At 69.2% G+C, this 12,334-nt stretch carries 14 protein-coding genes and 1 pseudogene; 8 read left to right on the forward strand and 7 right to left on the reverse strand.

Translation table 11 applies throughout. The annotated features are described in order from the left end of the window. Window positions 1-242: 242 nt before the first annotated feature. From ABRP24_RS05170 to ABRP24_RS05185, 4 genes are all read left to right on the forward strand, one after another. Window positions 243-1,118 (forward strand): hypothetical protein, encoded by an 876-nt coding sequence (locus ABRP24_RS05170; protein ID WP_349849335.1) that lies wholly within the window; start codon window positions 243-245, stop codon window positions 1,116-1,118. Between the two features lie 216 nt (window positions 1,119-1,334). After that, on the forward strand, window positions 1,335-2,159 hold the full coding sequence (locus ABRP24_RS05175) for a hypothetical protein (protein WP_349849333.1): 825 nt from the start codon (window positions 1,335-1,337) through the stop codon (window positions 2,157-2,159). Between the two features lie 80 nt (window positions 2,160-2,239). Next, window positions 2,240-2,479 (forward strand): RNase A-like domain-containing protein, encoded by a 240-nt coding sequence (locus ABRP24_RS05180; protein WP_349849331.1) that lies wholly within the window; start codon window positions 2,240-2,242, stop codon window positions 2,477-2,479. Window position 2,480: 1 nt separating this feature from the next. Next, entirely contained in the window at window positions 2,481-2,828 is a 348-nt protein-coding gene (locus ABRP24_RS05185) for a hypothetical protein (protein WP_071244584.1), read from the forward strand. Window positions 2,829-3,011: 183 nt separating this feature from the next. Here the strand turns inward: ABRP24_RS05185 and ABRP24_RS05190 are convergent, their stop codons facing one another. Next, window positions 3,012-3,539, reverse strand: a complete 528-nt coding sequence (locus tag ABRP24_RS05190) for a hypothetical protein (RefSeq protein WP_349849329.1) — start codon at window positions 3,537-3,539, stop codon at window positions 3,012-3,014. A 43-nt stretch (window positions 3,540-3,582) separates the two neighbouring features. Between ABRP24_RS05190 and ABRP24_RS05195 the strand changes: the two are divergent. Continuing rightward, a pseudogene (locus tag ABRP24_RS05195) lies at window positions 3,583-4,182 on the forward strand (tyrosine-protein phosphatase); the annotation flags it as partial. Between the two features lie 99 nt (window positions 4,183-4,281). On the opposite strand, the gene ABRP24_RS05200 reads toward ABRP24_RS05195, so the two are convergent. Beyond that, window positions 4,282-5,253 carry an aldo/keto reductase gene (locus ABRP24_RS05200; protein WP_176708751.1) on the reverse strand — a complete coding sequence of 324 codons (972 nt, stop codon included), beginning with the start codon at window positions 5,251-5,253 and terminating at the stop codon, window positions 4,282-4,284. Between the two features lie 99 nt (window positions 5,254-5,352). On the opposite strand from ABRP24_RS05200, the gene ABRP24_RS05205 reads away from it, so the two are divergent. Beyond that, window positions 5,353-5,760 (forward strand): ChaB family protein, encoded by a 408-nt coding sequence (locus ABRP24_RS05205; protein ID WP_301567365.1) that lies wholly within the window; start codon window positions 5,353-5,355, stop codon window positions 5,758-5,760. Between the two features lie 62 nt (window positions 5,761-5,822). After that, window positions 5,823-6,791 carry a beta-ketoacyl-ACP synthase III gene (locus tag ABRP24_RS05210; protein WP_027465501.1) on the forward strand — a complete coding sequence of 323 codons (969 nt, stop codon included), beginning with the start codon at window positions 5,823-5,825 and terminating at the stop codon, window positions 6,789-6,791. A 70-nt stretch (window positions 6,792-6,861) separates the two neighbouring features. Here the strand turns inward: ABRP24_RS05210 and ABRP24_RS05215 are convergent, their stop codons facing one another. Continuing rightward, window positions 6,862-7,734: a hypothetical protein gene (locus ABRP24_RS05215; RefSeq protein ID WP_349849326.1), complete on the reverse strand. Its 873-nt coding sequence runs from the start codon at window positions 7,732-7,734 to the stop codon at window positions 6,862-6,864. A gap of 38 nt (window positions 7,735-7,772) precedes the next feature. Between ABRP24_RS05215 and ABRP24_RS05220 the strand changes: the two genes are divergently transcribed. Continuing rightward, window positions 7,773-8,420 carry a hypothetical protein gene (locus tag ABRP24_RS05220; RefSeq protein ID WP_349849324.1) on the forward strand — a complete coding sequence of 216 codons (648 nt, stop codon included), beginning with the start codon at window positions 7,773-7,775 and terminating at the stop codon, window positions 8,418-8,420. Window positions 8,421-8,437: 17 nt separating this feature from the next. Here ABRP24_RS05220 and ABRP24_RS05225 read toward each other — a convergent pair whose 3' ends face one another. From ABRP24_RS05225 to flgK, 4 genes are all read right to left on the reverse strand, one after another. Further along, on the reverse strand, window positions 8,438-9,400 hold the full coding sequence (locus ABRP24_RS05225) for a hypothetical protein (RefSeq protein WP_349849322.1): 963 nt from the start codon (window positions 9,398-9,400) through the stop codon (window positions 8,438-8,440). 259 nt (window positions 9,401-9,659) lie between these two features. Continuing rightward, window positions 9,660-10,028: a flagellar assembly protein FliW gene (gene fliW, locus ABRP24_RS05230; RefSeq protein ID WP_111090863.1), complete on the reverse strand. Its 369-nt coding sequence runs from the start codon at window positions 10,026-10,028 to the stop codon at window positions 9,660-9,662. Next, window positions 10,025-10,906 carry a flagellin gene (locus ABRP24_RS05235; RefSeq protein WP_173033691.1) on the reverse strand — a complete coding sequence of 294 codons (882 nt, stop codon included), beginning with the start codon at window positions 10,904-10,906 and terminating at the stop codon, window positions 10,025-10,027. Before ABRP24_RS05235 ends, fliW begins: the two co-directional genes overlap by 4 nt. A 2-nt stretch (window positions 10,907-10,908) precedes the next feature. Beyond that, window positions 10,909-12,330, reverse strand: a complete 1,422-nt coding sequence (flgK, locus tag ABRP24_RS05240; RefSeq protein WP_349849319.1) for a flagellar hook-associated protein FlgK — start codon at window positions 12,328-12,330, stop codon at window positions 10,909-10,911. Between the last annotated feature and the right edge of the window lie 4 nt (window positions 12,331-12,334).

The following is a 12,334-nucleotide window of genomic DNA, read 5'->3' on the forward strand; positions in this document are numbered from 1 at the left end:
TCTCGTACGACTTCAGGAATTCGTCGCTTGAGAAACTTGCTGTCAAGGACCGCGGCGAGATCCTGAGCGCTGTCAGCAGAGACGGAAGATCCGAACACGGTTGGGTGGGCGGGTGTTCCTCAAGGAATTCGCGAACGCAGTCGTAACTCACGTGTTTCGGCCGTTGGCTTAGCGGCATCCATCGAGGCATTGATAGCAACGACTTCTTAAGTTTTTGACACGGAGGCCGATTCTTGGGATCGATGGAAGCTGAACTCGCTGCGCAGAATGAAGTAGCTGCGCTGACGATGCGAACGCTTGGTGAAGGTTGGGCGACCTGTCATGACGTTTTCGTCGAGGTCGCGAACACCCAGCAGCTCAACGGCATTCTTTCGACTTTTGACGGTCAGTCTGTGCAGCGTCCCACGCCCGCAATCGAGCTCTACGGTGCTTGGTCGCGGCTTCGCGGCGTCATGGCCGGTGCCGACCGCGGAGCATGGTTGATCGGTCACCTGAAGGTGTCGAGCGACGGTCATTACAGCATGGATTTCGAGTGGGATGAACGCCCTGTCTGGCCGAGCAGTGTGGGTACGGGTGGGGCAGTTCAGCAGGGCCGAGACATCGAGCGCTCCGAGTTGCTTGCTGATCTCCTCCGGTACCCGCGAATTCCGGAGATGACGCCGCGATGGCTCGAGGAATTGCAGTCCCTGCCGGCTCCGGAATTCCGAGACGCCGTGTGGCCGAGCGCGATGCTGAAGATGCAGGAGAATTCCGACTGGATGGTCATCGCTGAAGGCGTGAAGCGGCTTCTACGTGAAGCGATCCTCGACGATGAACTCGACCTGCTGGATGACGATGAGGTTGCCGATGGCCTCCTCCAGGACGTCTTGAACCAAGTCGATGCGGGCCGGCTTCGATCCATCGTGGCGGTGATTCCGAGCGAGGAAACCACTCGAGACCACGTGTGGCGCGGAATCGACCCTTCTGCCAACGCGGGCCAGGCACTGATTGAGTATCCGCAGCTATCACCGCAGATCGCCCAATTCCGCGACGCGCTCGAGGGGCTGGTCGGGTTCGAGCGCAGCGTGGTGCGTTTGCCCGGCGTGGATGGGGGATCGCTCACCGGCGGTGGAACGTGACTGAAGACCGGCAGCAGATCCTCGCGCCCGACATCGCGCCCGATGACGCGCACGCCACGGCGGAGCGTCTTCGCAAGTGTCTCCGAGACCGCCGGTTCGCTCCACGAAGCACGTGGGAAGCATTCGTTGACCTCGCAAAGTCCCTCCAGGTGCTCTGGGAGGCAGAGGGCATCAAGGTTGCCGACCGTGCGCCTGAGGACTGAAAGGTCGAACTCAGTGGAAGATCTGCACGGCTCGCAGAATCGCCTTGCGATCTTGACCTTCGACCGCATGCCGAGCGCGTGGTCGCGCGCGACTTCAGTCTTTGTGAACCTTGGTGTCTCGTCGCGACTGCAGCGGGCGGTGCTCACCGCGAGCGGGGTGACTTTCGGCCCTCCCGCCGGTCTGGCGGAGTGGCAAGCCTGGAAGGATCTTCGAGCCTTCATGTCTGATGCGGACCACGGCGCTTGGTTCACGGGGCGACTCCAGGTCGAGAGCTCCGGAGCCTATCGGTTCGATTTCGACTGGGACACTGAGCCGCTGTGGCCGGTCCAGGTCGGTCTCGATGGCAGCATCGTGCAATCTGAGCGCGTCGAGACCACGCAGCTTCGCGAAGATCTCAAGCAGTACCCGCGGGATACCACGACCACGCCGGAGTGGCTCGTCCAGCGCCTCGCAGCCAATCCGCTTCGTTTCGTGGATGCTTGGCAGCCAGTGCTCGCGCCGCTCGCGAGCAGCGAGAACTGGATGATCGTTCGAGACATGATCCGCGACGCCATCCAGGCCGGTAGCGATGACGACGGTGTTGCAGTGGAAGCAGCTCAAGTTGCTGAGGTCGTCTCCAGCGAACTCGTCGGCTCGACGCGCGTCGGGCAGGTCTTGCGCCTCTGTCGTGAGGCGTCCGAGGGCGGACTGATCGAGGTCCGACCGGGGTCGACTGCGGATGCAGCGGAGCCAACGAGCGCGGCGCTCGACGATGACGAGGTCAATGTCGAGGCCCTGATGCGTCCGCTCGTAGCTCTTGCCAGTCAAGAACTCCTCAACGCGCAGTCAGCATCCTGATCAGCGGACGGCTGAGCTTCGGGTGTGAACGCCGAGCCCGACGGGACGGATTCCGTCTCCCCGGGGACGATCGCAACCGTTTGATCGACCGCACCCTGGAGAGCCGAGCCGACGAGATCTCGAACTGGTTGAACATGGAGCCCAAGCCCAAGCCCAAGATCTTCACGATCACCGCGACGTTCGATCAGGCGATCGGACGGCGGTTCGGTGATGGGGTCTTCGCAGACGAGGAGCAGATGTGGATGCAGTTGTTGTGGGACAAGAACAGTCCAGGCGGTTTCGTGGTCCGGACCGCGTACCCGAAACGGCTCGGAGGGTGACATGACTGGATTGACCGAGATCGGGTACGAGAACTACTCCGAAGCGATTCCTCTCCTTGGGGGCTTCCTGGAGAACCTCTACCAATACTGGTGGGACGACTACTCGTCCGTTGCCGACTACGTCGACTTCTACATCGACGGGTTCAGCCGCGAAGAGCTTGCTGGAATGTCGAAGGAGTTCGTCTCGCTGGGTGCTGACGGCGCCGAGGGTCGGGAGGTGGACGCATTTCTTCGTCGGATGAACGCGAACTACCGCCTTGGTTCCGGGTCAGGTCGGGCGTTGTTGCGCGAAGTCGGCAAGCGAGTGGAGGAGCTCGCCGACGGCGCGGTTCCAAAGGTCTTCGACTGAATGGTGAGCACTCGGACTCGACCGAGTTCCGAACACGACCTCCCCTTCGTACCAGCGACGTTCTCAGGCATTGAGCTGAACGTTGCCATCACGGCGCTCGGACGGTCACGGAGGCGGCGAGGAGCGCTACCGCCCTCCGCGTGAGCGCCGGGACGACTTGGCCACGCCAGTTTCGAGACGAGGTCACCGTTGGCGGTGCACGTAGGCCCAACGGTTCGCGAATGATCCACGGACCTCGGTCAGCAGCCGCCGCGCGAGGGCAATGCCGTCGTACCCGAAACACTCGATCGTGATTCCTGGGTTCCCGAACACGACACTGCTCGCCACGTTCATGTCGCCGGCGAGGGCCACTGCTCCACACTGGCCGCACGTGAACACCGGTTCTGGGCCGGACATCCAGTCGCCGAGGAGCGAGATGTCCTCGTCGGCGATTTCGCTGTCGCACTGCCAGCAGCGCGGACCTTCCATGTCGCTGACCGCGTCCCACATCGAGTCCTCGACGGAGCAGAGGATCGCGCTTGACGGTGCGCTGCTCCACGTCGACTCACGGAACGAGTCCGCGTGCGCACCGAGGGCATCCGGCCCGTTCGCGGACGCCGATCGGACGCTCCAGCCGGACGCGCGGAGCCAATCGTTCACGTCGGCAGCCATTCGTCGCTGATCACGCTCGGCGATGTCGAGGGCGACGATGAGTTCGGTGTGTTCACTCATGGTTCGATCCTCGCAGACGGCTCGTCCCCGGCAGAGTGGAAGCATGACCACGACGTCGCGCGCCCTCACCAACCTCCGCCCCGTCGGCGGTACCGCCCTCCAGGCCGACCACCCCCGCACCGTGTACCGGGCGAACACCGAACCGGTTGGACCGGACGCCTACCCGCCCGGCCTCGACGCGGTGATCGACCTCCGCCGAGTCGACGAGACCGCCGCCGTGCCGCATCCGCTCGCGGCGTCGCCTCGCTACCGAGGCGTCCCGATGTTCGATCCGTCGTCGGGGCTGGAGTCGGCAGCCGAGGCCATCGCCCTCGAGGACCAGTACATCGACTGGCTCGACCGGCACCGCACCGGGATCGCCGAAGCACTCCGCGCCGTCGCGGCCACCGACGGCGACGTGCTGGTCTGCTGCTCGGCCGGGAAGGATCGCACCGGGATCGTCAGCGCGCTGCTCGCACGGCACTGGGGCGCGGACATCGACGCGATCGGTGAGGACTACGCCATGAGTGCGGAACGGCTCGTCGACCGCTTCGTGCGGGAACGCGCAGAGAGCGCCGACCCCGAGGCCACCGCGATCGCGCAACGGTGCGTTCCGGCGATCATGACCACGGTCATCGACCACGTCGAGCGTCGCTGGGGGTCGGTCGACGCGTACCTGCGGGCGATCGGCCTGCACGACGGCGAGATCGCGCGCCTCCAGGCAGATGGTCGTGTCACCGACCCGTTGGTTCCGTCGGCGACGTCACCAGGCGTAGTCCTCCGGCGAGGTCTTGTGCCCCGGGAAGATCTCGTCGAGCCGGTCGAGCGCACGCTGGTCGAGGCGGATGTCGACGGCTCGGACCGCGGACTCCCACTGCTCCATCGTGCGCGGGCCGGTGATCGGCGCGGTGACTCCGGGCTGGTGCAGCAGCCACGCGAGGGCGAGCTCGCCGGGAGTGTGGCCGAGCTCCTTCGCGAAGGACTCGTAGGCCTGGAGCTGGTCACGGTGCGCCTCGACGTACTCTGCGCTGCGGCCCGAGAGGCGACGCGAGCCGTTCTCGGTCTTCTCGATGACGCCGCCGAGGAGCCCGCCCTGCAGCGGGGACCACGGGATCACGCCGAGGCCGTAGTGGCGGGCGGCGGGGAGGACCTCACGCTCGACGTCGCGGACGACGAGGTTGTAGATCGACTGCTCGCTGACGAGGCCGAGGAAGTTGCGGTGCTTCGCGGCTTCCTGCGCCTGGGCGATGTGCCAGCCGGCGAAGTTCGACGAGCCGACGTAGAGCACCTTGCCCTGGGCGACCGCGAGTTCCATGGCCTGCCAGATCTCGTCCCAGGGGGTGTCCCGGTCGACGTGGTGCATCTGGTACAGGTCGATGTGATCGGTCTGCAGGCGGCGCAGCGACGCGTCGAGCGACTGGCGGATGTTGTACGCCGAGAGCTTGCCGCCGTTCGGCCAGTCGATCATCTCGCCGTAGACCTTGGTGGCGAGGACCGTCTTCTCGCGACGTCCGCCGCCCTTGGCGAACCAGCGGCCGATGATCTCCTCGGTGGCGCCCTTGCCCACCGAGCCGCCGTAGCCGTTGGCGGTGTCGAAGAAGTTGACGCCGAGCTCGTGGGCCCGGTCCATGATCGCGTGCGAGTCGTCCTCGCTGGTCTCCGGGCCGAAGTTCATCGTGCCGAGCACGGCGCGCGAGACCGACAGCCCTGTCCGTCCGAGGTGTGTGTAGTCCATGAGACGGGTCTACTCGTGACGCGCTGCGGACGCCAGGCCCTGGGAGTACCGGTCGAGGGGTGGGGAGTAGTCAGGGGGTACCACTCGAGAGGAGCAGCCATGCCAGCCAAGGACGAGATCCCCAGCACCCTGCAGCGGTCACCGGAGCACGCGCAGGAGGTCTTCGAGAAGACACTGGACTCGGCGAACGAGACGTACGGCCCGGGCGAGCGGGCGCACCGCACGGCGTTCGCCGCTGTGAAGCACGAGTACGAGAAGGTCGGCGACCACTGGGAGGAGAAGGAGTCCTCCGGGCCGTCCGACTCCGGCGCCGCTGGCTCCCGCGGTTCCGCTTCGCGTTCTTCGGGGAAGACTGAGGGCGGCGTCGACGCGAACGCCTCGAAGGCACATCTGATGGACGTCGCGAAGCGGCTCGACGTCAGCGGCCGCTCGAAGATGACCAAGGACGAGCTGGTCGAGGCGATCGGCAAGGCGAACGACCGCGCGACCGCAGCGGCGCGGAAGTGATGCGGTGGTCTCCATTCCCCGATCGGCATGCGGCGGTGGAATGAGGGGGTAACGTGCCGACGATGAACATCCCAGCACTCCGCGGCAGCCGGATCCTCGGGTTCGGACACCACCAGCCCGAACGCGTCCTGACCAACGACGAGCTCTCGACGATGGTCGACACGAACGACGAGTGGATCCGCACCCGCACCGGGATCCAGACGCGTCGGATCGCCGGGCCCGACGACACCGTGACGTCGATGGCGATCGAGGCCGGACGCCGTGCCCTCGCCGACGCCGGGGTGTCACCCTCGGCCGTCGGACTCGTCATCGTCGCCTCCACCACCCACCAGGACCGCGCGCCGTACACGGCAGGTCGGGTCGCCGCCGCTCTCGGCATGACGAACGGCCCGGCGCCGATCGACATCAACACCGCGTGCAGCGGTTTCGAGTACGCGCTCGGGCTCGCCGACCAGTCCATCCGCACCGGTTCGGCCGACGTCGCGCTCGTCATCGGGTCCGAGGTGCTGTCCGGCATCGCCGACTGGACCGACCGGTCGACGTGCGTACTCGTCGGTGACGGGGCCGGTGCCGCCGTGCTCGGGGTCGCCGAGACGCCCGAGATCGGCCCGGTGTCGTGGGGGAGCGTGCCGCACTTGCTCGACGCCGTCCGTGTCGAGGGGTCGCCCGGGCGGTTCAACCAGGAGGGCCGCTCGATCTACCGGTGGGCCATCACCGAGGCCGAGGGGCACGCCCGCAAGGTCGTCGAGGCCGCCGGGCTCTCGATGGACGACATCGAGGTGTTCGCGTTCCACCAGGCGAACCTGCGGATCATCGAGCCGCTCGTCACCGCGCTCGGCGGCGAGTCGAAGTTCGTCATCCGTGACGTCGTCGAGTCCGGGAACACCTCGGCCGCGAGTGTGCCGCTCGGGCTGTCGAAGGCGTGGGAGCGTGGCGATCTGCCAGAGGGGGTGCCGGCGCTGCTGTTCGGGTTCGGTGGTGGGTTCGCCCACGCCGGGCAGGTCGTGACGACGCCGGTGCGGTCCTTCTGAGGCGCAGTTGCACGAACGGCCCGGGCTCGGCTGCTGAGCAACCCTGCCCGGGCCCTGTTCGGTCGTCCCGCTAGCGCTTCGAGCGGGGGGCGTCCTGGCCCGGCTCGGTCCAGAGGTCCTGGTCCTTGCCCGCGCCGCGCTTCCACGGAAGGGCACGCCGGGTCTTCTCGGCAGCCGGTGTGACCGTCAGCACGATCGGGAACTCCGCCGGCGGCATGCCGAACCCCGTCCGCGACGCCTGGATCACCTTGCGCCCCAGGGCGTGGTTCCCCAGACCGCCGACGGCCGCTCCGATGCCGAACGGGAGCGCGCGGCCGAGGACCGAGCCGCCCTGTCGGATGGCGAAGCGCTTGATGAACTGGTCACGGACCTGTCCACCGATGCCGTTGACGACCTGCTTCGGCAGCGAGGACGTCACCATCTCGCCCCAGAACGCGGTCCGGGCCTGACCGCCGGCGGCCTGTCCGGCGAGCTGCTTGATGAGCTGCGTGCCCGGTGCGCCGAGGATCATCGCCATCACCAGGGTGCGGGCGCGCTCCGGGTCGTCCAGCGCAATGCCGTGCACCTCGGTCACCGACTGTGCGAACAGCGCGGTGGTCTCCAGGAACCCGACCGTCTCGGCGCCGCTCAGTCCGAGCGCAGCGGCCATCCCGACTCCGGGGATCACCGCACTCGCACCGACCGCGGCACCGCCGGTCGTGACGGCGGCAAGGTACTGCCGCTCGAGGATCTGGATCACCTCGGCGGGGGTCGCGTCGGGCTTGCGGCGACGGATCGCGTTGACGTGCGCGACCACGACGGGGCGTTGCACACTGATGACCCGATCGAGCCACTTGGCCCAGCCCGAGGGCTGGACCTGCTGCGTTCGGGGGTCGGAAGCGGTGGGGGAGACCGGTGCGGTCGGCAGGGGCACGATCGACTGGTCCTTCGGGGCACGGGCCATGCGTTCACCGTACGCCGGGCACGTGAGAGGCTCGCTGGGTGGACACCGATCCGGAGCAGGGACCCCTCGACGACGCTCGTCGTGCGGCCGGGTTCCTGACCGTCCGGCAGGTGGCCGCCCTCGCGCCCGAGGTCCGGGTGCTCGATCCCGCGTCCGTCCTGATCGGGGTGGGCGTGTCGGTCCTGCCCGGCGTGGAGCTGTACCCGTCCACGACGCTCGAGACCCGGCACGGTGGGGTGATCACGCTGGCCGCCGGTGCCCGCCTGGGCCCCGGACCCGTGACCGTCGTCGCGTCGGCGTCGGCTGTGCACATCGGCGAGGGTGCCGAACTCGGCCCGGGCCCGGTGACCATCGTGGCCGACGGGTCCGACGTCGTCATCGGTGGTCGGGCTCGCCTGACGGCAGGGTGTCTCGTCGAGGGGCCGGCGCGGATCGGCTCGGGCGCGCAGGTGCTCGGGCCGGTCTCGTTGCGAGACGTCGAACTGGCGGACGGCGGCGACCACCGGGAGCCCGACCCCGACCACCGCGGCGGCGTGGTCAAGGGCGTGGGGCCGGTGCGTGGTGTCCGCGTGGGACTCGGTGAGGTCGTCGTCGGTGGGGTGGCGCACGCCGGTGAAGCGTCCGGTCGGCCGCGGATCGAGCGTCAGCGCACGTACCACCCGGACGCGCCGCGTCGTCCGCGCTGATCGTCGAACACGCAGCCTCAGCACGGCACACCCGCGCGCCGGAGGGCAGCCCGCACCCGGTCGGGCAGCATCAGGTCGGACCACGAGAGCCGGACGACCACACGGACCTCGGGGAACGACCGGATGAAGTCCTCACGACGTTTCTCGCGCCAGTGAGCGTCCGCGGTGGACCGCCCGTCGAGCAGCGCCGGGTCCTCGTACTTCGCGCGGCCGTCGACCTCGACCACGACGCCCTGGTCGGGGAACCAGAAGTCCACGATCGCCGTGGCCGATCCGGCCCGGGCGAACACGTGCTGCTGCACCGGCTCCGGCACCCCGATCTCCCGGAAGCGCACGCGGCACACTGACTCCGCCGGTGACCCCGACAGCGCCGAGCCCATCCCCACGGCGATCCCTGCCTTGTCGTGGCCCGTGGGCCCCGTCGCGGCGAGTTCGTCGAGCAGGACCTCGGGCAGGAGATGCCGATCGTGGAGCGCCTGGTCGATCATCGGCAGCGCGAACTCGAGGGTGGACGAACCCGCGATGTCGACGAGGGTCCGTGCCAATGACGTGACGGGCGCTCCGTCGATCTCCGCGGGGGTGGTCGCGGGCAGGCCGGCCCACCGTGCGTCCGGCGTCGGCTCGCGGACGAGCGGTCCGGGATGGAGCCGCAGATGTGCTGACGTGTCGGAGCGTTCGCGGCGCGGATCGACCACGTCGACCTTCGCCGGAGGGGCATGGACGAAGGGGAGTCCGTGCACGGCAGCCGCAGCCGAGCGGGCGAAGGCCCTCGGCGCGTGGATCATCGGCGCTGTTGCGCGCACCAGGAGCAACAGGTGGTCCTCGGGCCGGAGTCCGACGACCGACGACGGGGAGACCAGGACCCCCGGACGTACCGCGACCAACTCGCCCCGACGGACCCGGCGTTGCAGTGCCCGGCGCTCGGCGCTGGGCTTGCCGGTCGTGCGGATGAGGGGGATGGTGCGTGCGCGGTCGTCCATGGATCAACCATCGATCGCCGGGACCGACCACGGGGCGACGGTGAGCCGATCTGTGGATGACGAGCCGCGCCTCCAGGCTGTGGAGGGATGAGGCGGAAGCAACTTGCGACGATGTCGATGTCGTACGACGGCGACTCTGTCGCTGTCACGTGTGCGCAACAGTTGCAGACGCGGAGGTGCGACAGCACCGATGTCGTACGACGTCGACAGTGTCGTTCCGCGTCGACCGGCCCCGGCCCGGCCCGAAGCCCGCCCCCACCTACACCCGCGCGAGCTCCGCCCGCAGCGGCAGGTCCTGCTCCTCGAGGATGACCTGCGCGCCCACGGCCGTCCGGGCGTTCACGACGATCGGCGCGAGCAGGTTCACCGTGGTGCCGGACGCTCCGGGGTTCGCGACCACGAGCAGCATCGCATCGGTCGGGTCGGTCAACCCGAGCCCGGCGGCCTGCTCGTCGGTGAGCTCCGGCGCGTACGACGGCAGGTGCACCGCGGCGTCGAGCAGGAACAGCCGTGCGTCGTCGCCGACGAGCGTGAACAGCCCCTCGGCGCCGTCGACCGGCGAGAGCTCGAAGGCCGCGGCGGGAGCGAGCCCGAACGGCGGGACGGCGAAGGTCAGGGAGATGCTCATCGGAGGTAGTCCATCAGGGTCGGCTGCAGGACCTTCGCGGTGACGGCGAGGGCTGCCTGGTAGTTGGTCTGCTGCACCTGCAGGTCGAGGACGGCCTTCGCGAGGTCGACGTCCTCGATGTCGGCGCGGCGGCTCTCGAGCGAGACGGTCGCGGACTTCAGCGAGTCCTGCGCCGCGAGTGCAGCGGCGTGCCGGACGCCGACGTCGGCCTGGGCGCCGCGGACGGTCCCGAGCGCCGTGTCGACGTCCCCGATGCGAGCGTTCACGTTCACCCCGTTCTGCAGGTCGCTGACGATGGAGTCGATCATGCCGAACACCGAGTCGTCGCCGGAGCCGAAGACCGCGGCGCCGGAGGTGTCGACCCGCACCGTGGTGCCGTCGCCGACCCGACGCGACACGTCGGTGCCCGAGGCCGCCCAGCCCGTCGCGGGGTCGTAGGCGACAGCGGCGGTCGACGAGCCCGCGAACACCGAACGGGTGCCGTAGGTCGTGTTGGCGCGTGCCTCGAGGTCGGCCTTGAGCGACCGGAACTGCGTGACGAACGCGTCGCGGTCGGTGTCGCTCATGGTGCCGGAGTTCGCGGCCCGCACCGTGAGGTCGCGGACGTTGTTGAGCACCGAGTACACGCCGGACAGCGCACTGTCGGTGGTCGCGAGCCACGCCGCGGCGTCGTTCGCGTTCCGCGAGTACTGCGCGGCTGCGGCCTGCTCCTTGCGCACCTGCATCGACGACGCGGTACCGACCGGGTCGTCCGAGGGCTTCTGGATCGCACGCAGCGTCGTGGCCTGGTCGGTGAGCTCGGCGACCCGCGCGGCACCGGCCTGCAGCCGGGCCGAGGCGGCCGCCATCGACATCTGGGTGGTCACACGGGTGATCACGATCAGCCCCTCCCGACGAGTCCGACGCGGTTGATGATGGTGTCGAGCATCTCGTCGACCGCGGTCAGGACGCGCGCCGCGCCCTGGTACGCGTGCTGGTAGCTCAGCAGGTTGACGTTCTCCTCGTCGAGGTCGACGCCGGCGCTGGACTGCTGCTGGTTGCGCGCGTTGGTGAGCGCGAGTCCGGTCATCGTCGATTCCGACGTGGCCGACCTGGAGGCGGTGCCCACCCCCGCCACGAACGTCGCCCAGACCTGGTCGGCGCCGTCCGACGACGCCCCGAGTCGCGCGAGCGCGTCGGCGAACGAGTCGTCGAGTTCCCCCGCCGCGTTCCGCGTCGCCAGCCCACCGGCGTCCGTGGGGACGACGCCGAGTGCCTGGGCGGCGGGGACGCCGGCCGCCAGGGAGAAGAAGGGGGCGCCGGTGGTGCCGGCCGGGGTGGTCCCGGCGGCGTGCAGGGCGTTCACGGTCGTGGCGAGCCGCGTGGCCACGGCGTCGTAGGACGCGGAGGCCTCGGCGAGTGCGCCGCCCGTGCCGGTGCCGGACGCGGGTGCGAGGACCGCGAGGGCGCCACCGATCGACCCGCCGCCCAGTCCGACCGCCCCGGCCGTGCCGGTGGTCCAGGTCAGGGTGACCGCGGTGCCGTCGGCGAGACGTTCGCCGCCACCGAGGGCGACCGAGCGGGCGTCGGTGCCCTGCACGAGCGGGTTGCCGCCGAGGAGCACGTCGACCGTGCCGTCGGCGTTCGTCCGGGTGGTGCCGCCGGCGAGCGTGGCGATCTGCTGCGTGAGCTGGTCGCGCTGGTCGAGCAGCTCGTTGGCGTTGCCGCCCGAGGCGAGCGCGGTGCGGATCTTGCCGTTCAGGTCGGCGACCTGCTCCGCGGCGCCGTTCAGCTGGGCGACCTGCCCGGTCAGGGTGCCGCGCACCGAGGACCACTGCGCGTCGACGGCCTTCGAGCCGGCAGCCAGGGCGGCGACGACGGTGCCGGCGGCCCCGAGCACGGCACTGGCGGCACCCGGGTCGTCGGGGTGGCTCGCGAGCTCGCTCCAGGACGACCAGAACACGTCGAGCTTGGCGCTCAGGCCGTCCTTGCCGGGCTCGTGCAACCCGGTCTCGAGGGCGGAGAGCGCCGTGGCGCGGGCATCGGCGTAGGCCGAGGAACCTGCGGCGACGCGGACACCGGTGTCGAGCGTCAGGGACGCCAGGCGGGCGATGCCGTCGACCGAGACGCCCTGGCCGGCGAGGGCCGCGGTGCCCCGCATGAACCCGGTCTGGGTCGCGGGGATCGAGTTCTGCGTGACGCGCTGCCGCGTGTAGCCCGCGGTGCCGGCGTTCGCGATGTTCTGGCCGGTGACGTCGATGCCGGCACGGGCGGCTGCGAGGCCGGAGTAGGCGGTCGCGAGGGATCCGAAGGTGCTGACCACGGTG

Origin of the sequence: Curtobacterium sp. WHRI 8282 (assembly GCF_040223925.2) — a bacterium.
Taxonomy (GTDB): domain Bacteria; phylum Actinomycetota; class Actinomycetes; order Actinomycetales; family Microbacteriaceae; genus Curtobacterium; species Curtobacterium flaccumfaciens.

What these genes read in the sequence shown, in the direction of transcription:
- ABRP24_RS05170 (WP_349849335.1), top strand. Translation starts at nt 243, where the DNA reads ATGGAAGCTGAACTCGCTGCGCAGAATGAAGTAGCTGCGCTGACGATG.
- ABRP24_RS05185 (WP_071244584.1), top strand. Translation starts at nt 2,481, where the DNA reads ATGACTGGATTGACCGAGATCGGGTACGAGAACTACTCCGAAGCGATT.
- ABRP24_RS05190 (WP_349849329.1), bottom strand. Translation starts at nt 3,539, where the DNA reads ATGAGTGAACACACCGAACTCATCGTCGCCCTCGACATCGCCGAGCGT.
- ABRP24_RS05200 (WP_176708751.1), bottom strand. Translation starts at nt 5,253, where the DNA reads ATGGACTACACACACCTCGGACGGACAGGGCTGTCGGTCTCGCGCGCC.
- ABRP24_RS05205 (WP_301567365.1), top strand. Translation starts at nt 5,353, where the DNA reads ATGCCAGCCAAGGACGAGATCCCCAGCACCCTGCAGCGGTCACCGGAG.
- ABRP24_RS05210 (WP_027465501.1), top strand. Translation starts at nt 5,823, where the DNA reads ATGAACATCCCAGCACTCCGCGGCAGCCGGATCCTCGGGTTCGGACAC.
- ABRP24_RS05215 (WP_349849326.1), bottom strand. Translation starts at nt 7,734, where the DNA reads ATGGCCCGTGCCCCGAAGGACCAGTCGATCGTGCCCCTGCCGACCGCA.
- ABRP24_RS05225 (WP_349849322.1), bottom strand. Translation starts at nt 9,400, where the DNA reads ATGGACGACCGCGCACGCACCATCCCCCTCATCCGCACGACCGGCAAG.
- fliW (WP_111090863.1), bottom strand. Translation starts at nt 10,028, where the DNA reads ATGAGCATCTCCCTGACCTTCGCCGTCCCGCCGTTCGGGCTCGCTCCC.